The following is a 26,462-nucleotide window of genomic DNA, read 5'->3' on the forward strand; positions in this document are numbered from 1 at the left end:
CTATATTCTACATCTGTAACTATATTCCTATTAACAATACCGCTTAGAATAATTCAACTTCTGTTTCCTGTACCGAAACTGTATTGCTTATTTCAGCCGAGAGCGAGGTAAGTAAGTCAACAACTTCAAAGCTGGCTTTTTCCATAAGACTTAGCTCTTTAGCTGCAGATTGATGGTCACCTTTTGCGCTTAATAGCATTGCAGCAACACCATGCTTGTGAACTTCTTGGTGTGGCAGCTCAATCCTTTTGAAGGTTTGAAATGAATTATATTTTTCTACGCCTTCACCTTCGTAATACCACTTTCCTAATCGACACATAGTGTGGTCTGCAAAATCATCAGGGCTTTTATCTGAAGTTCCCAACATTACTTTATAAACATCCAACTTCCATACTACATGGTCCATTTTTACTGTTTGCAAAAATGCATCAGCAGCTGAAGCGGTTATCACGTTTAACATATTATGAGATATAGTAACGATACGGTCAGCTGTGCCTTCAATAGAAGTAGTACTCGCAGTAATCTCATCTCCCTTTTTGCCAACATCCAGGATTCCCGTTACTACATGGTCCATTTGACCATTCACTTGTTCAATAAGAGAGGAGATTTCATTAGATGCTTCTGCTGATCTTTGTGCAAGGCTTCTCACCTCATCCGCAACAACTGCAAACCCTCGTCCTTGCTCACCAGCTCTGGCTGCTTCAATTGCCGCATTAAGGGCAAGCAAATTAGTTTGGTCAGATATACCTTTGATAATATCCACAAACTCATTGATTCCAGACATTATTTTCTGGAGATCGTAGATAGAAGTGGTTGTTTGTTCTGTTCCTGATGATATGTTTTTAGTTGAACTGGAAGTCGTAGATAACATATCCATTACTTGATCAAACAATTGCTCCGAGCCACTAAACTGATCTCTGTGCCCTAGGAGTGATGCTGATGAATTAGCTAACTGCTCTCTAATCGAGTTAAGCAGCTCGGATGAACCTATCCATAACTCATTGATTTCATTAAGCTCAATACGAAGAGTCTTTTCATATTGAAGTTCTTCTGAGAGCTTCTGCTTTTCTATTTGAGTTCTTTTAAGTTCTTTCCGCAGTTCAAAAATCTCAGATTCATACTTTGAAATTTCAGAATCTGGTTGTTTTTTGCTTTTGTTGAAAAATAGCATCATACCCTCGTTATCAAAATTCTATTGTCGCCCTAAGCTTATGAAAAAAGTAATTTTCATGTTGAAAAATCAAACCTCACCATTGCATACTTGTCCGAAAAATATCGCATTTAGATATAGTTACTATTCTGTTCAATTACAAAACCAATAGATAAATGGTGAAGGTTAAACTTTCAATACATCCACCCATAATATTAACACTCTGTAATTAACATTTTTCAAAAAAAAGTGCTTACGGCAAGTGCTTACAAGGTTAGGTCTTGCCTTTTTCCTCTCATTACTTTTTGTATAAGCAACTTTGTTCTAACTTCTAGGCGCAACCCATTTCGGGGCACTTTCGTGTTTGAAAGTGCTGACTGGATCGGTTCTGGACAATTCTGAGTTACGAACCATCAGACACGCTGAACTTTCACATAACTTCTAGTGTCGCAACTCTACGGGCAGCAATTATGCAGCAGTCCAAATTCATTCATTCATTCATTCATTCATTCATTACATGTTGATATTACGAAAACTTTAGAAGTAACTAACCGGTTAGGTAGGATACATTATTGCTTGGTTTCATTACCCACATGGCTTCATGAATCAATATTTCGCATATGATCATGCTTAATTGATAAATCTTCTTGCAAAAAGTCCAACAAGTGTCGATGTAGTTTGGGTTGATATTGCCTTGAAGGATACAGAGCCCATATGCCAATTGGATTGACTTCAAAGTCTTTCAACAAGATAGTCAAAGTCCCTGCTTGTATGTCGATTGCAATAAAGGGCAACGGTAAACACGCGATACCTTTGCCATTAATCGCTGCATTAAGAAGTATGGAACTATCATTTACAGAGTAGTTACTTGTGACCGTCACATTAATAGGCTGAGCAGATTTAGAACCGGCTTTAGGAACAAACAGCCAATCATTGCCTATTCGTTTGTGGATCAAGCAATTGTGATCGAGTAAATCTTCGGGAGATAAAGGAGCCCCATGTTCTGCTAGATATTGAGGGGAAGCGCAAACCACCGATGGACAATCAGCCAATTTCTTTCCAATTAAAGATTCGGGCAGGTCATTACTCAACTCGATTGCCATATCAACCCCATGTTTTATCAAATCCAGTGACTGATTCGACAGCGTGAGATCGACTTCTATGTCAGGGTACTTAAGCATGAATTGTTCAATAGCTTGGGCAAGATAACCCTGACCAAACGAAATGCTGGTAACCAGTGAAATTCTTCCTTTAGGTTGAGAGTGCTGCTCTTGGGCTAAGCTATATAGTTGGGCATTCTGCTCTAAAATATTCTGACAGAAAGGCAATAAATCACGACCGGCGTTAGTGATACCTAAGCTTCTTGTTGAGCGATACAGTAAACATACACCTAAAGACTTTTCCAACGCGGTTATATGCCTAGTCGCCATGGAGCGTGACATTCCTAAAGCCTCAGATGCTGCCGTCAGGCTTCCTAGATCGACAGTAGAAACGAAAACTTCCATTGAAATAATTCTATCCATACACCCTCAATAGTTCGATTTATGCAACAATCTATTGACGTATAGCATATATATCAACTTCAAACTAGGTTTTATACTGACCTTCTATTCCAATACCGAGCCGAATGAAATGAAAAAAACAATGATGCTAGTCGCATGCCTAAGTGCAGGTTTAATTCAAAGTAATACACTATTTGCCCACACTCAAAATGCTGAAAACTCAACGGTGGCCATCATTGAGTCTGGTAAACTTATGGGAAGCAACCATGATGGTGTGACTGCATTTTATGACGTTCCATATGCGCAAAACCCTTTTACGGCAGATCGCCGATTTCAAGCTCCGCAAGCCTACGAAACTTGGAATGGAATATTAGATGCAACAAAAGCAGGTCAACCCGTTCCACAACCAAGTCGAGGTAAAAACATCACCTTGGTGGGGGCTCCCGGACACCTTACTCTGAACATATGGACACCGACTAACGCCATTGCTGCCAACAACAAGGCATCAAATGAAAAGCTGCCTGTCATGGTGTGGATCCCAGGCGGTGCTTTTATCCGAGAAGACGCTGCAGAGTTGGCTTATGACGGTACAAGCTTTGCGAAGAACAACGTGATCGTTGTAACGATCAATTATCGCGTAGGCGTTGATGGCTTCATGCACCTTGAAGGCACACCGGATAATCGCGGCATTCTTGATCAAATCATGGCTCTTAAATGGGTACAAAAGAACATCGAAGATTTTGGTGGAGACCCTAGCCAAGTGACGGTCGCAGGTCAATCTGCTGGGGCAGAAAGTGTTGCCATTTTATTGGGTACCGAAAAAGCCGAAGGCCTATTCCAAAAAGCCATTATGCAAAGCCCTCCAATGGCATTTTTAACCCAAAAAGAAGCTGATAGAATCACACAAAGCTATACTGATAAACTGAATATCCCAGCCACCGTTGAAGGTTTATCGACGGTTCCATTTCCTGAATTAGTTAAGAACGTTATTGATATGGGCTATACCATACAAGATCGTGACAAATGGGGAATGCTGTCGTGGGGAGGCACCGCATTTTTGCCTGTTGTTGATGGGGATATCATTGTCGAGTCTCCAATGAAAGATCTCACCAAAGCTTCACCTTCTATTCCAGTGATCGTTGGTAGCACCGATCAAGAATCACGACTGTACATGGTGCCAAGTGGTGCCGTTAACAATACGACCGAAGAAACGAAGTCACTATTATTATCTGACTTGTCATTGGAAGGTTGGCCTGCGGATGTGTATTCAACAGAAGACAATGGAAAATCCATTGGAGACACGTTTGCCGACATTCAATCTGATTTTACGTTTAGAATGCCAGCACTGCACATTGCTCAACAGTTAACTAAAAACGACAACAATGTTTGGCATTATAATTTTTCTTGGATGTCACCTGCGTTTGATGGTCACTTAGGAGCCGCGCACTTTGTTGACGTACCGTTTGTGTTTAATACCACTGACAACGGACAAGCAAAAACATTTGTCGGCTCACAGCCTCCAGTTGAACTTATTAATACCATGCACAAGCAATGGCTAACATTCATCAAGACAAGTAAAGCTGATTGGTCTCCTTACAACTTATCGGAACGACCAACAATGCAATTTGATGTTAAATCGAAACAGATCAATGACCCTTATAGCTCGGTTCGAAAATTGTGGGAAGATTTTGAATTCTAAGTGAAACGATTCAAATATTGGATGATGGTTGCTGACATAATTCAGATTAGAAAAACTAGGTCATCACGTGGCTTGGTTTTTTCTGTTGATAGATTTAACTAAAAGATAACGAGGCAAAATCGGCTTCATCAAGATAAATTGGTTGGCGCGCATTACCTCTAAAAGTGACATGGTACAAGTGCCCCCGCATACTCTATCCGTAGTGGTCTACTCATTGTTTTCTCTAAATAAAAATGGCCTAGTTAAAAACTATACCACTGCATCAAAAAGGCAAAAGGCAAGACTTTTTTAGTTGCCTAGTGATAACGTTAATCTGTCGGGAATTTTTGTTTCTGATGTAGAACACGCATAATGCGAATAATGTCGCCTTCAACCCAATATGAGACGATCATTGAAATCTCAGGAATGATAAGTAGCCTGCCTCTAACCCCATCACGTCTGACTCCCATAAGAGGCTGAATCGCCAAGTTTTCAACTTTAGTTTCTATTAGTTCGTCGGTTTTTTCAGCAGCTTCAGGGTTGAAATCGTATAGAAACTCAAATATTTTCTCTCGATCGTTAAGGGATTCTTCCTCCCACAAAATCATAGCTTGCCTCGATTGCGGATTTTAGCCTTGCGCTCAGCCATTAGTGACTTGGCTGATGCGTGATCAACAAAAACCGCTTTTCCTGTATCAAACTTCTCAAAAGCTAAGTTAACTTGTTCAGTTAACCAAACATCATGGGATAGTGTTTTTCTCTGCTGTTCGGCTAGTTGTTCAGTAAGTTCTCGGCAAGCGTCACTTAACGTTCGACCTTGGCTTTCAGCCATTTGCTGAGCTAGGCGTTTAGTTTCTTCATCTACACGAAACTGAATTCTTGTGTCCATAAGCTACTCCTTACTATCTGTATGTACAAATGTTAGCACCACACTTAAGTTCGAACAACTAATGAAAAAATGGCCAAGCTAAAAAACTAGACAACTCTCATCAAAAAGGCAAAATGACCCTGTTAGTTTGTTAACAAACTCATCGCATTACATTGATAGTAACAAAGACAAATGATATTTGTTAAAAATGCAATAATATAAGCGTTCTCCAGCAATGATCTTGTTGGATGTCGATGTATCATCGACTTTTATAGGTATCTGTTTTGTCTAAGGTACGAAGTTACCTCGCTTGGAACGATTTACAGACCCAGCTTCGGTTGAATAAAATCGATAAAAGCAGAAATCCGCTTGGCAACGGAAGAGGACTTATAGTAAACCGCATTAATTTGCTCTCGGCTAGTATGACTGATTTTTTCTCCTTCTAATAATGGAATTAATCTCCCTTCCGCAATATCTTTTTTCACCATAAAGGCCGATAGACAGGCTATTCCATTTCCCATCAACGCGAGCTGTCTCACCGTTTCACCATTACTTGAGGTCAGAGTTGGCGTCAGTCCTGAAAACCCTTTCAGAGGCCATTCATTGAGGGTTTTTGGTGTTGAAAATCCGATGGTATCGTGATGTTCCAAATCACTACTCTTACTCGGAAAGCCGCGCTTTGATAAATAATCAGGTGAAGCAACAATGTAAAGTAAACTTCTGCCAAGAAGCCTAGCATGTAAGGTTGAATCATTTAATGCACCAATACGAATAGCGATATCGGTTTTCTTTTCTAGCAAATCAACAAAACCTTCATTGGAAGTCAACTCCAATTCAATATCAGGATAGGCTTGATTAAATGGCTGGACGAGTGGGACTAACTGATGAAACACAAACGGACTAGCGGCATCAACACGTAGTCGCCCTTTGGGTAACTCCCCACGGGATATGATCTCGTCTTCCGCTTGCTGTAACTGCATCAGCCCTATTCGCACCGACTCAACGAATTGCCGTCCCTCATCCGTTAATTCAATCCGTCTTGTGGTTCGGTTTAATATCGTCACGCCAAGCTGGCTTTCTACCTTACTCACCGCTCGTGATACGCGTGCAACCTGTATATCTAGACTTTCTGCTGCCGCAGTAAACCCGCCAGTATCAACGACAGTAAGTAGAATTTCTAAATCGTCCGATTTTGTGCGCATAACTCCTTACCACCTTTCTATCCGCTTACGTTTAATTATTGCATTTATAACAAATATCATTTGTTAAATAACCTATTTTTTGCAAAGTACTTCCCATGCAGAATACTCCCAACAAATCACAACACAGCAACACCTTGGTAAGCACATTCGCTGCTGTGTACTTTAGCCTAACAAACAAGAGAGTAAATGATATGCCATTAGCACTTCTCGCATTGACGCTCAGCGCCTTTGCTATCGGAACAACAGAGTTTGTGATCGTGGGGCTACTCCCGACCATGGCTTCTGACCTAAACGTCTCGCTACCATCCGCAGGACTGCTGGTGAGTCTTTATGCACTCGGTGTTGCGATTGGCGCGCCTGTTTTAACCGCGCTAACGGGAAAATGGAACCGTAAACATGTACTCATTACTGTTATGTCACTGTTTGTGGTTGGCAACTTATTGGCATGGCAAGCACCTGGTTACAACACCCTTATCGTTGCTCGCATTTTGACTGGTTTAGCCCATGGTGTGTTTTTCTCTATAGGCTCTACGATTGCGACAGGCCTGGTACCTAAAGAAAAAGCAGCAAGTGCGATTGCGATTATGTTCACAGGATTAACAGTGGCATTAGTAACAGGTGTGCCGCTCGGTACTTACATCGGCCAAACCTTTGGTTGGCAATCGACTTTTCTGATTGTTGCGTTGTTGGGACTTATTGCGTTGGTTGGCAGTGCTTTCTTGGTGCCAAGCAACCTGAAACAACCAGCCGCAGCTAAACTGTCATCGCAGCTAAAAGTGCTCACTCAACCAAGGTTACTACTGGTGTATGCAATTACAGCTCTCGGCTACGGTGGTACCTTTACCGCTTTCACTTTCCTTGCGCCGATTTTGCAACAGGAAACAGGGTTCAGCGCCAATGCAATCAGCCTAATCATGTTGGTATACGGTGTATCCGTGGCGATTGGGAATATTTGGGGTGGAAAAATGGCCGATAAGATGGGGCCAATTAAAGCGCTGACGATTATTTTTGCGGGACTCGCCACCATACTCGTTGTATTTAACTTTACTGCCGTTAACCCTATCGCTGCGGTAGCAACCATTTTAGTTTGGGGTGCTTTTGCATTCGGTAATGTTCCTGGCTTGCAAGTTTATGTCGTGAAACTAGCTGAAAAATACACCCCTGATGCTGTGGATGTTGCATCTGGTTTAAACATTGCGGCGTTTAACGTGGGTATTGCTCTTGGCTCTTGGGGAGGCGGTATAATTGTGTCCGAAATGGGCTTAATGCATACCCCTTGGATTGGTGCCGTAATAGTGATCGTTGCGCTCTTTCTTACTCGAATGAGTGGACGCCTGGATAAACGCACAGGAAATCGGTGGGAACAAGAAAGCGTACTTATAAAGGAAGCCTCATAATTTCCATTAACAACTGGTCAATGTCCTGATTTGACCAGTTCATTCTTACTTAGAATCAACTTAGGTACCACACAATGAAAACGGTTTTCATTACTGGAGCAAATCGTGGCTTAGGCTTAGAGCTAGTCAAGCAATACGCTCAGCGCAGATGGCATGTGATTGCATGCTGTCGTGACATTAACTCAGCTCAGGCGTTGACTCTCTTGACACAAACTTATCCAACCATTTGTATTCATACGCTGGACGTGAGTAATGAATCCCATATTCTCGCTTTGACAGAAAAATTTGCGGGCATTGCCATTGATGTACTAATTCACAACGCGGGAGTGAGTGGCGATGAATGTGAAAGCCTAGGCAACATGGGGCAAAAAGAATGGATAAATGTATTAAAGGTCAACACCATTGCGCCTATGTTAATCACACAGGCTTTACTTAATAACACTCTTGCTGGCGAAGATAAAACCATCATTGGGATGACATCGATACTTGCCAGTATCGATGACAATCGCTCAGGAGGACGATACAGCTATCGAGCATCAAAAGCGGCTCTCAACCAAATAATTAAATCTCTAGCCTGTGAATTATCCGAAGCGGGAATGAAGACCATGGCAATTCATCCTGGTTGGGTAAAAACTGATATGGGCGGAAAGGAAGGCAAGGTAACAGCAGAAGATAGTGTTAAAGGCATGCTTAATGTTATCGACAATTTAAAACTTAAGCATTCAGGTTCATTTTTTGTCTACGATGGCACTCAATTACCATGGTAAGCCTAGTAGTCACGTCACATACAAGATCTAAGGGTATGACATGCTTTTAACCTTGTAGTTTTAGTTCTTTCTATTGTCGCTTTGCTCGGATGGTATTTACACAAAGCCTCCCGTGATATTGCCTGCATCTATGGCTAATCACAGTACATATTCGAGGGAAAACTGCGAGTTTTTCCTGATACTTGGTAAATCATTTAACGTGAAATGGGGTAGAAATAAGTCAGCTCTAGCCTCGTTAACTCGAAGATCGACTAGACGAAGAACGTATCGTTCGTGATAGTTCAATCAACATATAAACCCAAAAAGCGAGCCACTGGGCTCGCTTCTATCTATCTGATTTAATATCTATTACAGAAGTTCCACCGACTGCTGAGCAATCACGAATTCTTCATTAGTTGGGATAACCATCGCTACAGCATTCAGCAGTTCAGATTTTGCAACGATACCGGATGCACCAAAGCGTGCCGCTTCATTTCCTTCTTCATCTTCAACAAAACCCAGAAGCTTTAAGTTGCTCATGATTTCACGACGAATAGGTAATGAATTCTCACCAATACCACCGGTAAAAATAATCGCATCTAAATGGCTAAGCGGAATCAGATATGACCCGATGTACTTTGCAACACGGTAAGTGAACACCTCAAACGCCAGTTTCGCACCTTCGTGCCCCCCTTCCATCGCTTCTAAGATGCCACGTGCATCTGACGTTAGCCCAGAAACTCCTAAGAAACCAGATTTCTTGTTCAGGGTGTCGAAGACCTTCTCTTGGCTCCAGCCTTTTTTCATCAAAAACTCGATGATACCTGGGTCTAAATCGCCAGAACGAGTCCCCATCATAAGGCCAGCAAGTGGAGTAAAGCCCATTGACGTATCAACAGATTCACCGTTTTCAATTGCGCAAACAGAGGCGCCGTTACCAAGATGGACAGAAATAAAGCTCGCTTCTTCCACTGGCTTATTCAGCATTTTGGCTGCTTCACGACTCACAAAATAATGGCTCGTGCCGTGGAAACCATAACGACGGATACCATATTCTTTATAGAGTTCGTTAGAAATTGCCCCCGTGAATGCTTTTTGAGGCATGGTTTGGTGAAAGGCGGTATCGAAGACGGCGAATTGTGGAAGACTTGGGAAAGCCTTCATCGCCGCTTCAATGCCTATAGCACCCGCAGGGTTGTGGAGCGGAGCAAGATCAGACAAGCTCTCAATTTCAGCGAGTACTTCTTCATCAATGCGAATTGTTGAAGTAAATTTCTCTCCGCCGTGTACGATACGGTGCCCAACCGCCACTAAATCTTGATTAAAACCGAGTGTCTCAATAAGCGTTACAATACGGTCAATAGCGTGCTGATGGTGGTTGTCAGGTGCTGTAATCGCTTCTTCTGTTTTTTTGCCGTTGTGTTTCCAGCTGATCACAGCTTCTGGCATTCCAAAACACTCACCAAGTCCAGTGACGATGTCATCACCGCTATTTGCGTCAATAACAGCAAACTTTAACGATGAACTTCCAGAATTGATGACTAAAACAAACGAGTTCGACATTTAATATGCATCCTGTTTAGGTCTGAGAGATGAAGCAACTGCTTCAATTTTTGTGTATCTCTATTATTCAATAATTTTTTAATCTTTCAACTTTCTTTTAAAAGTTATTGTCATACAAACAGATTTATTTTGATCTGGCTCAACAATGCTTTTTATTTTAGTCTCAAAATATATATCAAATGTGTCCTTCCTCCCCACATAATCTCGCTTCACCGTCTATTTAGATCTGTATTGGGCCTAACAGCACGATGCGAAGTAATGTATAAGATACTCAAAAATTGTTGAGTACCTCATACCTACCTGATGAATTATTCACCAGAAAGCCAACACATTGTCACTGGATCCACCTGCATGGTGGTGTTGCCGCAAAGAAAACAGTTTATCGCGAGCAAAAAAACATTGATTAGTAGCAAAGCATAGATAAGTATCTAACCAGCAGTAGACAATGAACCACTGGGGTACCACATGAACATAGGCACAGTTTCTAAACTCACCGGGCTATCGAGTAAGTCTATCCGCTTATATGAAGACAAAGGCATCATTACCCCACCGGTTCGGAGCCTCGCCGGCTATCGAGAATATTCTGCAAAGAACATTCAAGAGCTCAGCCTGATTGCCAGAGCCAAGAACGCTGGGTTTTCACTTATCGAGTGTAAAGAGCTGGTCCAGTTAGCTCAAAACCCGAATAGAAAAAGCAGTGAAGTCAAGGAAAAAACCAAAGAGAAACTTGAAGAAATAGAGCTAAAAATCAGCGAATTAAACGAAATTAAAAATCAATTAGAAAGCTGGGTTTCTGCATGCCCAGGGGATAATAATAGCCAATGCCCTATCATTGAAGATTTAACTAAATAGCGTTTGTCACTTCATGATAAAATCGCGGCAATATCATCGAAAAGAACAACACCATGTACGAAGAACTCTTAGCCCCGATTAAATCCTTCCTAAAATGCCCAACCCCTATTGAGTGGGTTGAGCAAGCCAAGAAAAGCACCAATTTGCCAGTCATCCTCCGAGATCATTTGTTGTGTGAGCTGTAGGAATAGGTGTGCAAATTGGTTATAAATAGCTCAAGCCCCCTATGGAAGCTAAGATATGACCGAAGAAAAAAAAACGATTTGCCGTTACCTATCAGCGATTTAGTAGTGAAAGACAGGTCGGAAACAGCTCATTAGATCGCCAAACTGATTCACAAAAAGAATGGCTAAAGCAAAACCCTGATGTAACGGTCATTGATAGCTTTGCCTATGAAGCTATGTCAGGTTGGAGCGGCAAACACCTTCAAGATGGTTCACTTGGGCAATTAATGAAGGCGATAGAAGACGGAATTATTCAGCCTGACACATTAATCCTTGTAGAGCACTTCTCTCGTCTTACTAGACAAAATATCGACAATGCTGAAGAACTAATAAAGCGTATCTGGAAAGCAGGTATCACGGTTGTAACGGTTCGAGACAATACAGAATATACTCCAAGTGCTGTAAATGATATAGCGCTCCGAATTAGACTTATCGTTGAAATGGAACAGGCATTCAAAGAATCCGAATGGCGATCTGCAAAAGTTAAAGTCTGTTACAAGCGTAGAGAGAAGCTTGCTCGTGAGGAAGGAAAAGTTCCTAAAATCAGAAAACCATTTTGGTTAAATCCTGATGGGACACTTAACCACGGTCTTAAAACTCATTGTATTTGTTCAGCAAGGAGGAAGTTATGACGCAAAGGAGCAGCAATACAAAAATAGTCATTCGATGTAGTGAAGAGGAAAAATCAGCTCTATTATTGGCTAAATCCCATCTCAAGGCTCGAACGTGGCTTGAGATGTTTGAAAAGCTATTACACCGTAAGAAAATCGAACAACCTAAGACCATCATTCAAGATAGTGTTTACATTTTAGAGTTCCTCACCGAGTTAAAGCGTTGTGGAAATAATCTCAATCAAATCACGAGAATTGCTAACAGCAGCAAAACCATTACCCCACAAGAAACCGCTCAACTCAAAAAATTGGCAGTGCCGATCTCCTCACTTAAAAACAAAGTGCTTAATCCTTTGTAGTTGAAGGAGGTAAATAATGGCGATAGCGAAACTTTTACACGAAGGGGAAACCGTCAAGCAGATTAAAAATATTATTCGCTACAACACGGTTGCCAAGGAATACCTTAATTCACCTGACAATCCACGATTGCTCCAAGCCCTATCTAACCTTAGCATTATCGACATATCAGACCCAGAAGCATATCAAAGCTTTATGGATGGATTTATCGAAGAGATAAAGCTCAATAAAAGCCAATCAACAAACAAGCGACAAACAAGCGACAAACAAAACTTTACGCTCACGAGATGATTTCGTTTGAAGATGAAGATAACGCCCGTTTCACGCAAGATGAACTAGCCCGAATCAGCGTGGAGCTTTTGGAAAATCCATACGATATGGAAAACACGCCTTACATTATCTATCCTCAGCGAGACAATAGGAGGCTACATTTCCACTTTATACGAGGGCAGTATAATAGTAATGGTGAGTATCAGAGAATAAAAAACGCCAAAAGGAAAATGCGCCAAGCGTGCGAAAAAATTGAACGTAAATACAACCTGACGCTAACGGGCAACAATGTGTCTGATGAAATCCGACCTACTAACGACCCTATGGCTAAAGTGATGAAAAACCGCAAACTTGAAGCGGATTATAAACACCAGAAAAACCTCAGTGCAACGAAAGAGCAAGACACTCCACTCACCAAGCTCAAACGAAAATCTTATGATCTGCTAATGGATGAGTCTTATCAAAGTGAAGCTGAAATGGCGGAGAACAACGCTTATGAACAAATTCAGCAGAACCTAGCCGAAAAGACACAGGTAAACCAAAAGCTCGAAGCGGTAAAACAGACCATTTTTAACCTCTATAAATCTGCCAATGATGAGGCTGACTTTATTGAATAGTTAGAAGAGCAAGGAGTAACCGTAGAGATACTCAAACACGCTAAATCAGGTAAGAATAAAGGCATCGTGTTCCACTACCAAGACGAGACAATTTCTGGCGGTAAAATCTCTAGCTCTATGACGCTAGGCAAGATCAAAAAACGCTTCCCTAACTTCATTCACTCGTTAGAAAAGCCGCCTTCTCTACATTCAACGTTTGCCTTACAGCGTAAAATGCTGGATTTTCACATCGAAAACATCAACCGATGCTACAAACAACAAAGGAACAACGCCAATGGCGATATTTTGATCTACTTCGGCAAAAAGAACATCACTGCCCGTCCTTACAACTACAACATAGTTTTAGCTAGTGATAGAAGCTCAGTCAAGTTTGGCTCATCAACGAACACTTACGACTTAACCTTATCAATCAACGTTGCACTAGAGAATAATTGGAAACGCGCAACACTTAATAATTCAAGCCCAGGGTTTTTGAAACGATTGATGAAAGCCGCTTATGACAAAGATCCAAAGCTTTTGTTTTTTGTTCAATCAGACACACCTAATCAACTCAGTTATGCTGACCTGAAAGAGATAAATCCCCCCTCACCATAGATGAGTTAGGAAAGAAAACGTCAGAGGAGCTAAAACAGTTTTATCAGCACAATACCTTTCCAGCACAAAGCAAGAAAACGACTGACACAACAAAAAATCCAGCCAGTTTAACCAATGGTATTGATAGTCGTGCTGAATATTTAGAAGCACTTAAGGCTGAAACAGCAATCCATCCGCAAGATCTACTAAACAATAGTTTAGACGAGATAAAACAGCACAGGCATCACCTCAAACATAATTGACCAAGCAAGACACACATCACGACTAAGAAACAACCTCTTTACTCGTTGAAACTGATTATGCGTTGTGATGCATTAATTGTATTTGTTAAAAGGATAATCTATGTCGTTTGACTTAGAAAAACTCCCACCTTTAGCAAGAGAAGGTCATAAGAGAGGACAAAACACTCCCAATCTTACCCTGAGTGTGAATAGTGTCATACAAGACGAATTGAGCGAAAAGGGATTTTTGGGCAACATTTTTAACTTAGTATTTCATCTTATCCCTGACCGAGAAGTTCAATATGTAGTTCTTGAAGAACTTGAATGTAGAGATGACTTTCTGCGTGTAGGATTAATAATCGAAACGGCTGAAGGGTGCGAAAACAAAGGCTAATCCTGTTAACATTGCAGGCCATAGAGTTAGCATTCTGGTTATGAGTGAAGTGATAATCGCAATATCGCTGTTAACGCCAACCTGAGTCAAAAGCCAAATCATTCCAACCTCCGTTACTGCGATACCGCTGGGGATAAGTGACGCTGCTCCTATCAACAAGCTTAGACAATAAATACTTACCGCCATTGCTATGCTGATTTTAACATCGAAATTGATCAACATTAGCCCTTGAGCTGTCCACGCTATAAGTGTGAAGAGTTGACTCTTTAGAACCACTGGTAGTCGCCATAAATCCCGCAGCATCTTTATTGGCTCAAGCCACTGTTTATTTTAAAGCCAAATTAAGCAATGCGTTTAGCGCTGGCACAACAATAAAAGGTAAGAGGAGCATTGCAACCGATAACAAACTAAACGCAATATTGAAACATTCAATAAGAAAATAAGTGCCTAGTAGTAAAACGACAAGAACATCAAGTAATAGCTCTGACACAAAGCTTAAATACGTGTATCGAAATGGAACACCTAACTCATCAAGGTGTGTCCCTCTCATTAACTCCCCAGCTTTAGCGGGGGATGCTGTAAAAGCAAAGCCTGAAAGATAAATGATGATATGCCGACTTATCTAAGCCTCTTGCTCTGTGAGGCGCATATAGCCTAACCAGCGAAGAGAGCGGCAAGAATTGTTCAACCCAGCAACTAAGCACAGTATCACCAATCCGACTGAGAGCGACTGTAAAGAGTCTATCGCAACACCAAAATCTGATGAGTAAATCCACGCAATATGAATAGAGCTAGCCATAAATATAGGCGTTTCAATCGCTGAATATAAACGTTGCTGCTCATAAGCCGTATTGAATTATCCTACGCAAAAGGTAAACACATAATGCACACACAATGCTGAAGCAATACCAGTGACGATACCTGCTAAAATCTCAAGGCGAGTATGCCCCATTCTTTCTCTTAAAGGTTTTTCAACTTTATCTTTATTCAACACATTAATAGCTTTAGCATGTTTACCCACTTGCTGTCTTAAACTACTCGCATCAAGTATGACAATAAATGCAAGTGCTAAAGCAACAACTAAAGCAGGTTCTTGAAGCCCTTCATTAAAAGCAATAATCGCGGCGGCACTGCTCACAATACTACTATGATTGCTTGGCATACCACCGTAGCCAATCAAATCAAAAGTTAAACGTTTTGCTCGAATGGTATTAATGGCAAACTTTGCACAGCCTGCCACTAACCACGCAAAAAAAGGCGTAATAAGGTAACTCAGATCCATAACATTCTCCTTTTTAAACCGCTAATGAATGCAAACAAGCGACAACCCATCCGAGAATGGTTAATTGGAGCCAACGGTCGGCAAACAAGGCATCCGTTGGTGATTCACCTGAATCTTTTGCCTCTACAATAAACCAGTAACGGTATAAGCCAAATAAAACGAATGGAATGGTATACACCATATCTGGTCTATCTGAAATAACAAATAAGCTATAGAATAAGATGGCACAAGTTGCTGACATTTCTGCATATTTATCAACTAGCTCTATGGTGTAAAACTGCAATACACTTCGTGCTTTGTTACCGCTTTTCATCAGCTCTTGTCGTCTCTTAATTGCTGCAAGGAAAAGTGCTAGAGAAAGTGTGGTGATAAACATCCAAGAAGAAAGTGGGACATCTAAAGAAACCGCACCTGCATACACTCGCAAAACAAAACCTGTCGCTATCGTAAAAATATCTAATACAGGTTGATGTTTAAGGTAAAAAGTATACGCCACATTTAGTAGCAAGTACGCTGCAACTACCGCTACTACCTTGGGGTAAACCAAAGCTGATAGCGCTACGACACCATACAAAACAACCATCAAAATGCGAGCTTGTGGTTTGTTCACTTCACCTGATGCTAGCGGTCTAGTTTTAGATTTAACAGGGTGCTTTCTGTCATTTTCAATGTCGTTATAGTCATTTAACACATAAGTTACTGATGACGCTAAACAAAAAATAATAAAGGCAGATAGAGTATGCTGAACTGACAACATATCAGCGAATAACCCTGAGAAAAGCAAAGGCGCAAAAACAAAAGCATTTTTGACCCACTGCTTTGGTCGCATAAGGCGTAGAATTGGTAAGAAAAACATGTTGATCGTTGAATTTATAAGTACATCAGTGTATTTTACGGAAAAAAGGCAAAAAAAGATATGCTTAATGACAATCGGATCCAAACATTTACTATAATTTTATTTTCTACTTTGTATGCAGTTGCATTCAATCAAAGCATTAAATTGAGTGGGGATGAAGACTACTATTTTAGTTTATTTAAAAAGATGAAGCTTAGCATCCCCCAAGGTAACATTAATTACTATTTTTTTGAGGGTTCAATACGCCATGGATACTTTGACCCCGGTACATCTTTCATACTTACTTTTTTTTCTTATCTCCTTGACTCCCTTGGATTGAGTGGCATATCAACCCATCAATCAGTTCGATTTATCATAACAATATTTAACTCATTTATATTCACGGCAATATGCTTTAATGCAAAAAAAAATTACTGGTAAGTTTAACGCATTGACTTTTTTATGTTTATTTATTCCATATTACTCCTTCTATAGTGGTGCTTTGTGGGGAGAAGCTTTAGCAACCAACCTAGCCATCCTCTCCATCGTGTTATTTGAAAACATCATTAGAAAAAATAAAGTATTAAAAGTGAAATTTATTTTTAGCACTATTATTATTGGGGGTTTGTTATCATTAACAGCTCTTATTAGACCTCAATATAGCGCATTGATATTAGTTTTTTTCTTAGGTGGTTAATGAGCACAGAGAAAAAAGAGTTAAAACTTCATGTTCTTTTAATTCCACTTTTTGGATTAATTTGTGTTTTTTCATGGCGCTCAAGTCTAAGTGATAAATTCGGCTCATTTTTCATGAATATTAGCCCAAGTCATTATCAATTTGTTATTGATAATGACTACTCTAAGGAAGCAAAGGAGTCAACAGGACATACCAATAGGTGGTATAGCGTGGATAGGTACCTAAAGGGAAATGCCAAAGATTACAAACTAGATTTAAAAGAAACTATAGAAAAACAGAAACAGAAACAGAAACAGAAACAAAATAAACGCACATTCACTGAAAAGGTACAACATCAAGTAGAACAACTAGAAAATTTTTATCTTCGTGAGTCAGATTTCTTGAACAGATTTATAAATATAGGTACTAGTACCTATATTTATAAAAAATTTGAATGGCTATTAAAAACAAACAAATACCTAAGTCATACCTTGTTTTTATTATCGTCGGTATTGTTTATAATTCCATTCAAAAGTAATATCATGATGTCTTTTTACTATAAGTCAATGTTCTTTTTCATAACATTACAGTCTGAATTTTATTTTTCGCATGGAAGATACTACATATCCTTGAACATCTTAACAATGGTATTCCTAATTTTCCTATCTAATAAAAGGAATATTGTGAAAGACAGTGAATACAATATATGGAAAATCAATACAGTTAAGATCGGATATATTATATTCTGGGTCTACGATTTATATCATTTTTATACTGTCATCATTTTTTATTTTAAGCGATAATTAACATGAAAGAAATCAATATACTCAATAACAAATTCACTCGATTTATATTTGTTGGTTTTTGTAATTTCACCATTACAATAATCGTCTATAGTTTAATGAAAAACATTACTCCATATCTAGTCGCTTCAAGCTTGGCGTTTTCAATATCTGCAGTTAACAGTTATTTAATGAACAAACATTTTGTTTTCAAATCAGCATCAGGTAGTTTCTTATACTTCCTAATAGCAAACATACCTGGTCTTATCATTAACAACTTTTGTATGTTCCTGCTAATACAAAATAATTTCAATGATGTTCTATCTCAAATATTTTCAATAGGCGCAGTTATGGTAATAAACTTTAGCTTATTTAATATATTATTTAAAAAATAATATATTTATCCGCACCAAAAGTTTTGGACACTGAGTTAAGTGAGTACAATCACTAACGAGGTGAACAATGACAACTAAGAAAACACGAATCAAACATGCTCCTTAATTTAAAGCCGAAGCACTTAAGTTAGCAGAGAAAGTCGGTGTCGCTGCTGCCGCACGACAGCTATCGTTGTATGAATCTCAAATTTATGAGTGGCGTAAAACCGTCAAAAAAGATGCGAAAATCAGCAATAGAGAAATGCATATTTCGGAGCATTCCGGTCACCCATTTCAGTTTAAACCGATCACTGATTCCGCGATTATCCGATCACTTTTAGCCTAACTCCGAAATCGGTGATCGGAATAGCGAAAACCTTCCTTTTTCTCTTTTAAATCAATAGCTCGCTATTCTTTACTTCTTAAACAAGCAAGTAAGGAAGCGACAATGCCCAAAAAGAGAAATCCAATGAACAAAATCAAAGAGTTATTAAGCCATAAATACGACTGCGGTCTCTCAAATCGTGGTATCGCTTCTTGCCTTAAACTCGGCCCGTCCACCATATCGGAACTCCTTACTCGCTTTAAACAAAGCCAACTTGGTTGGCCTCTACCCGACAGTTGCAGCGATGCAGAACTCAGACGTAAAGGTATGACTAAAATCTTGCTCTGGCAGGAGTATCATGAGCAATATCAAGAACAAGCTTACGCTGACACTCAGTTCTGTGAGCACTTCACTCGCTGGTTCAAAACCCAAAAACGCAGTATGCGTCAGCTCCATGTGGCGGGTGATAAGCTGTTTATCGATTACTGTGGGCCTCGCCTTCAGGTAGTTAACCCTGACACAGGTGAAGTACGCGAAGCGGAAGTGTTCGTGGCGACTTTAGGTGCATCGAATTACACCTATGTTGAAGCCTTCCCCAGCCAAGGGAAGCCCTACTGGTTAGAGGCGCATGCGAATACGTTCGAACACTTCGATGGCGTACCACAACTCTTAGTTCCCGATAACCTACGCAGCGCAGTCACCAAAGCCAATCGTTATGAGCCGAGGCTGAACGACAGCTATCAAAAACTGGCGAATCACTATCAAACCGCTGTGATGCCAGCTCGCCCCTACAAACCGAAAGACAAAGCCAAGGCAGAGAATGCCTTGCTCATAGTAGAGCGCTGGATCATGATGCGGCTGCGACACCAAACCTTCCATACCTTCAAAGGGTTGAATCTCGCCATCCGCGAACTTATGAATGAGTTAAATCAGCGTCAAATGAAACAGTATGGCGCCAGCCGCCAAGCGCTGTTCGATAAACTCGACAAACCTGCATTAAAGCCATTGCCTAAGCAGCGTTACCTGTATACCGAAACGAAGCGAGCCCAAGTGGGCCCTGACTATCACATCGAACATCGCCGTCACTACTACTCGGTTCCCCATCAACTTGTTGGCCGCCATGTCGAGTTGGAAGCCTGTAATCGTCTGGCGCAGATCTACCATCAAGGTAACTTGGTGGCCCAGCATCCAAGTAGCTCAAGAGAGCGAGGAAACAGCACCCAACCAGAGCACATGCCAAGCAACCATCAACATCAGAAGTGGTCGCCAGGGCGCTTGCTTAGCTGGGGAGCCAATATTGGCCCAGCGACACGAGAGGTCGTCAATAAGATACTGAACTCTAAGCCTCATCCAGAGCAGTCTTATCGTTCCTGTCTTGGCTTGCTCAGCCTCAGTAAAACCTATGGCGAATCGCGCCTAGAGCAAGCCTGTAAAGATGCGCTGATGCTGACAAAATCCAATTACACCTTCATCAGCAATTTGCTGAAAAACAATCGTGAAGGACAACTGAGTAAAGACAATACGAGTATGCCAAACCTTGTTCATAGTAATGTTCTTGGCCCGAACAGTTATCACTAGGAGAAAGGATATGAATGCACTGAACGACCAACTCAAAACCCTACTCCTGAGTCATGCAGCGAAAGCATTAGAGCAGCAGCAAGAGCAACTGACCACCTACGCAGAACTTGACTTCGAGGAAAGGCTAAGCCTACTTCTGGAAAGCTAAATCTTGAATCGCAATCAGAGCAAAATCCAACGCTTAAAACGACAAGCCAAGCTGAGAGTAGATGCGCAGCCCATCCAACTCATCTATAAGGAGGGACGAAACCTCAATCGTAAACAGATGAGCGAACTTCTGACGGGCAGTTATCTAAATAAACACCAGAACATATTGGTTACAGGCCCAACAGGCGCAGGAAAAACGTTTCTTGCCTGCGCACTGGCAACCAGCGCCTGTGACCAACAACAAACGGTTAGGTACTACCGATTAACTCGTTTGCTTGACGACCTGACCGCTGGTCGTATGGATGGTAGCTATCAAAAGCAACTCCAATCACTGGCTAAGAAAGCCTTACTTATCCTCGACAACTGGGGGATGGAAAAACTGACACAAGAGCATGCGGGTCACTTATTAGAAGTGCTTGAAGATCGTTATCAAAACAGCAGTACAATCGTCATCAGTCAGTTACCTGTAAAGGAGTGGTACAACATGATCGGCAACGCGACCGTTACAGACGCGCTAATGGATCGGCTAGTACACAATAGTCATCGACTAGAACTGGGAGGTGAATCAATGAGAAAACTGGCGCAATCCGATCAATTAGAGTAAAAATAAGAAGAGAGAAAAACGGTAGGATCAGGTGATCGGAATAAACCGAAACGAGCGATCGCAATCACCGAAATACGCACTGAAGAGCTAGATATCGTAAAAAAGGCCGCCACCTACTTCGCGAAAAATCTAAAGTAGATTGCTATGAGTTTATACTCGAACACCTGATGCAGTATAGGATTGTCCGTATGTCTAAGGTGTTTGGGGTTTCTCGAAGTGGGTTATATTATTGGATTGATAATCGCCATAGAGTCACTCAACACAACGAGCACCGCAAGCAACTTGATAGCAAAGTTCATGAAGTTTTTGATGATAAAAAGGAACGTGATGGTGCAAGGCGCATTCAAAAAGAACTTGAAGAAAATCATGATGTAAAAACCATCGCCGCTAGCATGAAGCGTCAGGGATTAGTTGCGAAGGCCGCCCGTAAGTTCAAATGTACGACAGACAGTAAGCATAAGCTTCCTATTGCACGGAACTTGCTTGAGCAAGACTTTAATGCGACAGCACCAAACCAAAAATGGGCTGGAGATATCACCTATCTAGCGACAAGCGAAGGTTGGATGTATTTAGCCGTTATTATCGACTTGTATTCACGGCAAGTAATTGGTTGGTCAATGAGTACCAGAATGACCTCAACTCTTGTCTGTGATGCACTATCGATGGCATTGTTCCGCAGAGGCAGGCAGAAGAGGTTATTATCCATAGTGATAGAGGTAGCCAATATTGCTCAAAAGACTACCGAGACTTAATCGCGGCCCATAATCTAAAACAAAGTATGAGTAGGAAGGGAAATTGTTGGGATAACGCCTGTGTTGAGAGCTTCTTCCACTCTGTGAAAGTAGAAGCCGTCCAATACGAGCCGATAATGACACGAGAAGAGATGCGTCAAGCACTCTTTGAATACATCGAAGTTGATTATAATCGAACAAGAAGGCACAGTGCTCTTGGGTATCTAAGCCCAGTTAACTTTGAAAAACAATATGTCGCTTAATGCGGTTTCCAGTCTAACTGGAGCAGATCAATATTCTCAAAACTAAAAAACTCGCCAATAGAGTGCTTTTTTCCACCCTTACCTTTTAGTCAATTTGACGTTTATTCGATTTACGGCTCACTGACTCAGTGTTTAAACAACACTTTTAAACCTAAGCAACCTCAGAAACACCAACTTACGTGATAAAATCACACTCAATGTTCAAATCAATAGCATAAGAATTATGTATCAAGAACTCTTAGCACCAATCAACTCATTTTTGAGATGCTCAACACCTGAAAAATGGATTGATGAAGCAACAAAAGAAGAGAACCTATCCGTTATCTTGCGGGACCATCTCCTATGCGAGCTCAAAGCCGCTCAAAGTGCCATGTTCTTATTGAAACGATACGCGGTTGACGAAGAAGGCAAACACCAACTGACCGAGCTACTCAAACCCTATGAAGAGTTTGCATACAAGCGAATCGGTAATCTCAGCACGTTAAAAGGAAAGAGCAATGTCTCGAAGATGATTCAGCCTAAGCCCAATTGTAACTATGGGTTAGACATGATCGATAAGCTCATCATGTTGATTCGAGAAGAGCTACACCATTTCTACCAAGTGCTCGAAATTATGGAAAAAGAAAACATTCCTTACGAACCTATATCAGCCTCTCGATATGCCAAAGGGATGATGAAGCAGGTAAGAACCTACGAGCCCGAAGCACTCGTTGACAAGCTCATTATAGGTGCCTTTATCGAAGCACGTTCTTGCGAACGGTTTGCGATGCTAGCGCCTTACTTAGACGATGAATTGGGCAAGTTTTATATTTCTTTGTTGCGATCAGAAGCAAGGCACTACCAAGACTACCTCAAACTGGCTCAAAGTATTTCTAGCACGGACATTACCGATAGAATAGCCGTTTTTGCTCAAGCCGAAGCGGAACTGATCTCTAGTGTAGATGAGGATTTTAAGTTTCATTCAGGTAAACCCATTCACTCAGTTTAAGGCAAATGATAGACTGTTCACCTAATTGATTGAGTATTCAAAGGTAATGTAATGAACCCGATTCTTGCGATGTTACGAGAAAATAATATAGACGATGCACAGATCAGTGCGCTGTTTGAAGTGCTGACTCAAAACCCTTTAGCAGCGATGACAACCATCAGCCAACTGGGTTTACCTCAAGAAAAACTTCAGGCATTAATGGGGCAAGTCATGCAAAATCCGGCGCTGATTAAAGAAGCCGTGACTGAGCTTGGGTTAGACTTTTCAAAAGTAGAAGCCGCTAAAGAGCAGCTAAACAAATAAACAAAGTCGAATGGCCGTTTGAGATGCTACCCTCCAAGCGGCCTATTTCCCCTCAGAATCGTTCGCCACGATTGGAAACATGCCCATCGACACCGCTCAGTGCTTTCTAATAGCCTATACGCCTATCGTGAACGTGTGATTGTTCGAATTTAACTATTAATAGTTGTAACAAATGTAACCAGAATTTTTATCGGTTATCCATATTGCTGTTACACTGTAAGAGGACCACATAAAAATATAGATAACCCCAGAATGCAGTATAAGATTCAAGATTCCATTAAAATTTCTATCGACACATTGACTGTTGGCATGTTTGTAACAGCGATAGAGCATACCGAACGTGTCAATTTAGCGCACGCGGGCCGTGTCTCCTCACCATCTGCCATTGATCAGCTTAAAAAAAGCGAAGTAAAGTTCGTTTGGGTGGATTCAAAACTGTCCGCAAAAAACTGCATTTTTAAGCCAATAAAACCAGAGGCTGAATCAACCGAAGAAGTTGCGTCCACGCCTAAACCTGTAGCGCTCGCTTCCAATGCACATAAAACGGCTAAAAAACCAACCAGTCGACATGCAAACCAACAAAAAGCCAAAAAGCTGATCGCGGAAGCAAAAGGGTTAGCCAATCGCCTCATGTCCCACACCTTTGAAGGCAAAATCATCGAGCTTGACGAAATCGATGACTGGGCTGATAACATGATCGAATCAGTATTAATTGATTCTGATGCGTTGCGGTGTGTATCGGCATTGAGGAAAAAAGACGCCTACCTATTAGAACACTCGGTCAATGTTGCCTGCTTACTGGTGACGTTTGGTAAACACTTAGGTTTAGACAAAAACACACTCAAGCAAATGGCTGTCGGTGGAATCATTCATGACATTGGCAAAACCAAAGTGAAAGATGAGGTGTTACACAAACCCGCTAAGTTAACCCCTGAAGAGTTTGAACATATGAAACTTCATCAGGTGTTTGCAGACCAGATGATTTTACACATCGAAGGTCTGAGTGATATAAGCCGAGACGTTTGTTTAATGCACCATGAAAAGCTGGATGGAAACGGCTATCCTCACGGCTTAAAAGGTGACGAGATACCGTTACATGCTCGAATGGTTTGTATTATTGATATTTATGACGCCTTAACCGCCGATCGTTGTTACAAAAAAGGCATGAGTTCGTCGGAAGCATTTAAGATCATACTGAAATTGACGCCGTTCCACCTTGACCCAGATTTAGTGTATAAATTCATCAACTGCATCGGCGTCTACCCTGTCGGTTCTTTGGTGGAGCTTTCTGATGGCCGAGTCGGGATTGTATGGACATCAAACCCGACTCAACCGCTCAAGCCAGAAGTAAAATGCTTTTATTCCAATAAATACAAACGCTTTTGCGATGTGGGCTTTATCGACCTAAAAAGCAGTAAACTGGTGATTGAAAAAGCGATATCCCCGTCTTCTATCGATGTTGATACCGCGCCTTTTTACGATTAGTTGGATTGGAGATTGAACGAGTGTTCATGGGGTATTCACGTTAGCCCCTGAATTCCAATCAATGACTCTCTGGATTCTCTGTCCGATACAAAAATATGACTCGCCTGTTATAGCCATCATAGTCAATAACAGGCTCTTTAATGTCGATGCTAAATTCGGCTCACTGCGTAATTTGAATTACACCTTTTTGGTCCAAGCAAACTTCTCAAACACGTCATCAACTGGCGTACCCGCAATATGGTTGACGTAATTGCTGATCACTTTTTGAGATAAACCAAGAATGACTTCAAGCACTTGTGTCTGTTCATACCCAGCGCTAAAAAATGCGTCTAGATCGCTCTCAGTTACGTTTCCTCGGCTTCTAACCATGCTCAGTGTAAAGTCCCTAAGCGCCTGAAGTTTGGCCGTAGGTAACGGTTCTTCATTTCTTAACGCTTCAATAAGCTCTGGGTTAACATTCATTGAATGTGCAATCCCTGTATGTGCTGGAACACAGTAGTGACATTCATGCTCCACATTGATCGTTTGCCATACAACAGTTAACTCCTCAGCATCAAACGACGTATTCATGAAATGCTGATGCAGTTGGCTATAGGCTTGTAATGTCTCTGGTGACTCGGCCATGACGGACCATAATCCAGGAATTCTACCCATATTTTTGATCGCCCCTTCCAATACAGGCTTTGCACCTTGTGGCGCGGTCTCGAGTGTATGTTTTGTAAAATTGGTCATTGTTGTGTCCCTTTCGTTTATGTGTTGTCGCCAGTTATAAAACAAAGTTATAAAAATAAGTGCGTTCGTTATGCGCTCAGTTTTTATGAGGTATGACGAAACTCTAAACCTATTAGAACGATCGTTCAAGTAAATAATTGAACGACCGCTCAATTATTTACAGTGTTAGTTTTTATTCATTGATTATTAAAGAAAATATCATTTCTGGTTTGACGAGGTGGAGATTCTTCTTTACCTCAATTCAGATCAAACCTATAATTTGAACCATCGTTCAATTAATATTTTTAGTCCTCTCCTATGGCAAAGACCGCAAAATTTGATCGCCAAGACGTCGTGCATAAAGCGATGGCCCTCTATTGGGAAAAAGGTTTTCACGCGACTTCTATGCGTAATTTGCAAGATGTTATTGATATGCGCCCTGGTAGCATTTACGCGGCTTTCGGTAGCAAAGACGAACTGTTTAAAGAAGCATTACGTCATTACAAACAGAATGGTTTAGCGCGATTAGCACAATGCCGAGAAGAGAGTGAATCCCCTATCGCAGCGCTTAAGTTATTCATGCGTCAACTCATTCTAGATACGCTGAGCGGCTCACCAAGTAGCCTTTGTATGCTCGCCAAAACAGTGGCTGAACTCACAGATGAAAACAAAGAGCTGTTAGACGAAGCGAGAAAATCGGTCATTGAAATGGAAAAAGCGATAGAAAAGCTCATTATTGAAGCTCAAGAAATCGGTGAAGTTGACGCACAAAAAAGTACAGCCCAATTAGCACGTCATGTACAAATTCAAATCACTGGGCTACGGACCTACGCGAAAACGCATAACGGCCAGGCACCACTCGATGAGATGATTGAAGATGTGTTCAATCACTATCCTTTTTAACACTCTCGCTCATCCTTTTTAAAGGTATCCTGCTATTCCATTCCTTCGTATCGATGTTCCGGTTTGTTCTTGTGCTGAAAAACGACGAATCTTGAAATACACCAATAAAACTTCATAAGAAAAGTGAGCACAGTCAATCCTACATTTCGTGATGAACGTTAGGTTACCAGGCTCCCAATACACTGATTTTCATATGGAAATGATTTAGTATAGTGATATTCCGACGCAA

At 41.1% G+C, this 26,462-nt stretch carries 25 protein-coding genes and 6 pseudogenes; 20 read left to right on the forward strand and 11 right to left on the reverse strand.

All coding sequences use genetic code 11. The annotated features are described in order from the left end of the window. Positions 1 to 43 precede the first annotated feature (43 nt). From QF117_RS05465 to QF117_RS05475, 3 genes and pseudogenes are all read right to left on the reverse strand, one after another. Entirely contained in the window at positions 44 to 460 is a 417-nt protein-coding gene (locus tag QF117_RS05465) for a CZB domain-containing protein (protein ID WP_348984832.1), read from the reverse strand. Between the two features lie 39 nt (positions 461 to 499). Beyond that, positions 500 to 757 (reverse strand): annotated as a pseudogene (locus tag QF117_RS05470) (methyl-accepting chemotaxis protein); the annotation flags it as partial. Between the two features lie 992 nt (positions 758 to 1,749). Next, positions 1,750 to 2,673 carry a LysR family transcriptional regulator gene (locus QF117_RS05475; RefSeq protein ID WP_282385217.1) on the reverse strand — a complete coding sequence of 308 codons (924 nt, stop codon included), beginning with the start codon at positions 2,671 to 2,673 and terminating at the stop codon, positions 1,750 to 1,752. Between the two features lie 121 nt (positions 2,674 to 2,794). On the opposite strand from QF117_RS05475, the gene QF117_RS05480 reads away from it, so the two are divergent. Then, positions 2,795 to 4,351 carry a carboxylesterase family protein gene (locus QF117_RS05480; protein ID WP_282385219.1) on the forward strand — a complete coding sequence of 519 codons (1,557 nt, stop codon included), beginning with the start codon at positions 2,795 to 2,797 and terminating at the stop codon, positions 4,349 to 4,351. A 308-nt stretch (positions 4,352 to 4,659) separates the two neighbouring features. Here QF117_RS05480 and QF117_RS05485 read toward each other — a convergent pair whose 3' ends face one another. From QF117_RS05485 to QF117_RS05495, 3 genes are all read right to left on the reverse strand, one after another. Continuing rightward, entirely contained in the window at positions 4,660 to 4,938 is a 279-nt protein-coding gene (locus tag QF117_RS05485) for a type II toxin-antitoxin system RelE/ParE family toxin (protein WP_282385220.1), read from the reverse strand. Continuing rightward, on the reverse strand, positions 4,935 to 5,219 hold the full coding sequence (locus QF117_RS05490; RefSeq protein WP_248007030.1) for a type II toxin-antitoxin system RelB/DinJ family antitoxin: 285 nt from the start codon (positions 5,217 to 5,219) through the stop codon (positions 4,935 to 4,937). The genes QF117_RS05485 and QF117_RS05490 overlap by 4 nt, the downstream gene beginning before the upstream one ends. A gap of 299 nt (positions 5,220 to 5,518) precedes the next feature. Further along, positions 5,519 to 6,400: a LysR family transcriptional regulator gene (locus QF117_RS05495; protein ID WP_282385223.1), complete on the reverse strand. Its 882-nt coding sequence runs from the start codon at positions 6,398 to 6,400 to the stop codon at positions 5,519 to 5,521. Positions 6,401 to 6,591: 191 nt separating this feature from the next. On the opposite strand from QF117_RS05495, the gene QF117_RS05500 reads away from it, so the two are divergent. After that, complete coding sequence (locus tag QF117_RS05500; RefSeq protein ID WP_282385224.1) at positions 6,592 to 7,797, forward strand: MFS transporter; 1,206 nt, start codon at positions 6,592 to 6,594, stop codon at positions 7,795 to 7,797. Positions 7,798 to 7,871: 74 nt separating this feature from the next. Beyond that, a complete protein-coding gene (locus QF117_RS05505; RefSeq protein ID WP_282385225.1) occupies positions 7,872 to 8,564 on the forward strand; it encodes an SDR family oxidoreductase in 693 nt (230 codons plus the stop codon). 348 nt (positions 8,565 to 8,912) lie between these two features. Here the strand turns inward: QF117_RS05505 and QF117_RS05510 are convergent, their stop codons facing one another. Continuing rightward, positions 8,913 to 10,106: an acetate/propionate family kinase gene (locus QF117_RS05510; protein ID WP_282385226.1), complete on the reverse strand. Its 1,194-nt coding sequence runs from the start codon at positions 10,104 to 10,106 to the stop codon at positions 8,913 to 8,915. Between the two features lie 465 nt (positions 10,107 to 10,571). On the opposite strand from QF117_RS05510, the gene cueR reads away from it, so the two are divergent. The 8 genes and pseudogenes from cueR to QF117_RS05550 all read left to right on the forward strand — a co-directional run bounded on the left by cueR (position 10,572) and on the right by QF117_RS05550 (position 14,246). After that, positions 10,572 to 10,958 carry a Cu(I)-responsive transcriptional regulator gene (cueR, locus tag QF117_RS05515; protein WP_282385228.1) on the forward strand — a complete coding sequence of 129 codons (387 nt, stop codon included), beginning with the start codon at positions 10,572 to 10,574 and terminating at the stop codon, positions 10,956 to 10,958. Between the two features lie 53 nt (positions 10,959 to 11,011). Beyond that, positions 11,012 to 11,140: pseudogene (gene miaE / locus QF117_RS05520) on the forward strand (tRNA isopentenyl-2-thiomethyl-A-37 hydroxylase MiaE); the annotation flags it as partial. A gap of 143 nt (positions 11,141 to 11,283) precedes the next feature. Further along, a pseudogene (locus QF117_RS05525) lies at positions 11,284 to 11,814 on the forward strand (recombinase family protein); the annotation flags it as partial. Next, positions 11,811 to 12,152, forward strand: a complete 342-nt coding sequence (gene mobC, locus QF117_RS05530; protein ID WP_282385230.1) for a plasmid mobilization relaxosome protein MobC — start codon at positions 11,811 to 11,813, stop codon at positions 12,150 to 12,152. The pseudogene QF117_RS05525 and the gene mobC, both read left to right, overlap by 4 nt. A gap of 16 nt (positions 12,153 to 12,168) precedes the next feature. Next, a complete protein-coding gene (locus QF117_RS05535; protein ID WP_282385232.1) occupies positions 12,169 to 12,441 on the forward strand; it encodes a hypothetical protein in 273 nt (90 codons plus the stop codon). After that, complete coding sequence (locus QF117_RS05540) at positions 12,438 to 13,037, forward strand: hypothetical protein (RefSeq protein ID WP_282385234.1); 600 nt, start codon at positions 12,438 to 12,440, stop codon at positions 13,035 to 13,037. Before QF117_RS05535 ends, QF117_RS05540 begins: the two co-directional genes overlap by 4 nt. Positions 13,038 to 13,103: 66 nt before the next feature. Beyond that, positions 13,104 to 13,631: a hypothetical protein gene (locus QF117_RS05545; protein WP_282385236.1), complete on the forward strand. Its 528-nt coding sequence runs from the start codon at positions 13,104 to 13,106 to the stop codon at positions 13,629 to 13,631. A 342-nt stretch (positions 13,632 to 13,973) separates the two neighbouring features. Then, on the forward strand, positions 13,974 to 14,246 hold the full coding sequence (locus tag QF117_RS05550) for a hypothetical protein (RefSeq protein ID WP_282385238.1): 273 nt from the start codon (positions 13,974 to 13,976) through the stop codon (positions 14,244 to 14,246). A gap of 325 nt (positions 14,247 to 14,571) precedes the next feature. On the opposite strand, the gene QF117_RS05555 is transcribed toward QF117_RS05550, so the two are convergent. From QF117_RS05555 to QF117_RS05565, 3 genes are all read right to left on the reverse strand, one after another. After that, a complete protein-coding gene (locus QF117_RS05555; protein ID WP_282385239.1) occupies positions 14,572 to 14,796 on the reverse strand; it encodes a hypothetical protein in 225 nt (74 codons plus the stop codon). Between the two features lie 306 nt (positions 14,797 to 15,102). Continuing rightward, entirely contained in the window at positions 15,103 to 15,528 is a 426-nt protein-coding gene (locus tag QF117_RS05560; RefSeq protein ID WP_282385240.1) for a divergent PAP2 family protein, read from the reverse strand. Between the two features lie 13 nt (positions 15,529 to 15,541). Continuing rightward, a complete protein-coding gene (locus tag QF117_RS05565) occupies positions 15,542 to 16,384 on the reverse strand; it encodes a decaprenyl-phosphate phosphoribosyltransferase (protein WP_282385241.1) in 843 nt (280 codons plus the stop codon). 397 nt (positions 16,385 to 16,781) lie between these two features. On the opposite strand from QF117_RS05565, the gene QF117_RS05570 reads away from it, so the two are divergent. The 8 genes and pseudogenes from QF117_RS05570 to QF117_RS05605 all read left to right on the forward strand — a co-directional run bounded on the left by QF117_RS05570 (position 16,782) and on the right by QF117_RS05605 (position 24,619). Beyond that, the gene (locus QF117_RS05570; protein ID WP_282385243.1) at positions 16,782 to 17,060 is read left to right on the forward strand and encodes a hypothetical protein; all 279 of its coding nucleotides are present in this window, start codon (positions 16,782 to 16,784) and stop codon (positions 17,058 to 17,060) included. Positions 17,061 to 18,283: 1,223 nt separating this feature from the next. Beyond that, a pseudogene (locus QF117_RS05575) lies at positions 18,284 to 18,436 on the forward strand (transposase); the annotation flags it as partial. Between the two features lie 207 nt (positions 18,437 to 18,643). Beyond that, a complete protein-coding gene (gene istA / locus QF117_RS05580) occupies positions 18,644 to 20,098 on the forward strand; it encodes an IS21 family transposase (protein WP_282385245.1) in 1,455 nt (484 codons plus the stop codon). A 10-nt stretch (positions 20,099 to 20,108) separates the two neighbouring features. Continuing rightward, positions 20,109 to 20,849: pseudogene (gene istB / locus QF117_RS05585) on the forward strand (IS21-like element ISVch3 family helper ATPase IstB). 57 nt (positions 20,850 to 20,906) lie between these two features. Continuing rightward, positions 20,907 to 21,843: pseudogene (locus tag QF117_RS05590) on the forward strand (IS3 family transposase). 223 nt (positions 21,844 to 22,066) lie between these two features. Further along, positions 22,067 to 22,831 carry a tRNA isopentenyl-2-thiomethyl-A-37 hydroxylase MiaE gene (gene miaE / locus QF117_RS05595; protein WP_282385247.1) on the forward strand — a complete coding sequence of 255 codons (765 nt, stop codon included), beginning with the start codon at positions 22,067 to 22,069 and terminating at the stop codon, positions 22,829 to 22,831. Between the two features lie 51 nt (positions 22,832 to 22,882). After that, positions 22,883 to 23,134, forward strand: a complete 252-nt coding sequence (locus tag QF117_RS05600) for a DUF2999 family protein (RefSeq protein ID WP_017035625.1) — start codon at positions 22,883 to 22,885, stop codon at positions 23,132 to 23,134. Positions 23,135 to 23,386: 252 nt separating this feature from the next. Further along, positions 23,387 to 24,619 carry an HD-GYP domain-containing protein gene (locus tag QF117_RS05605; protein ID WP_282385254.1) on the forward strand — a complete coding sequence of 411 codons (1,233 nt, stop codon included), beginning with the start codon at positions 23,387 to 23,389 and terminating at the stop codon, positions 24,617 to 24,619. A 177-nt stretch (positions 24,620 to 24,796) separates the two neighbouring features. Here the strand turns inward: QF117_RS05605 and QF117_RS05610 are convergent, their stop codons facing one another. Then, positions 24,797 to 25,351 carry a carboxymuconolactone decarboxylase family protein gene (locus tag QF117_RS05610; protein ID WP_282385256.1) on the reverse strand — a complete coding sequence of 185 codons (555 nt, stop codon included), beginning with the start codon at positions 25,349 to 25,351 and terminating at the stop codon, positions 24,797 to 24,799. Between the two features lie 297 nt (positions 25,352 to 25,648). Between QF117_RS05610 and QF117_RS05615 the strand changes: the two genes are divergently transcribed. Beyond that, positions 25,649 to 26,233 (forward strand): TetR/AcrR family transcriptional regulator, encoded by a 585-nt coding sequence (locus QF117_RS05615; protein ID WP_282385258.1) that lies wholly within the window; start codon positions 25,649 to 25,651, stop codon positions 26,231 to 26,233. Positions 26,234 to 26,462 lie beyond the last annotated feature (229 nt).

Source organism: Vibrio sp. YMD68, assembly GCF_029958905.1.
Classification (GTDB): domain Bacteria; phylum Pseudomonadota; class Gammaproteobacteria; order Enterobacterales; family Vibrionaceae; genus Vibrio.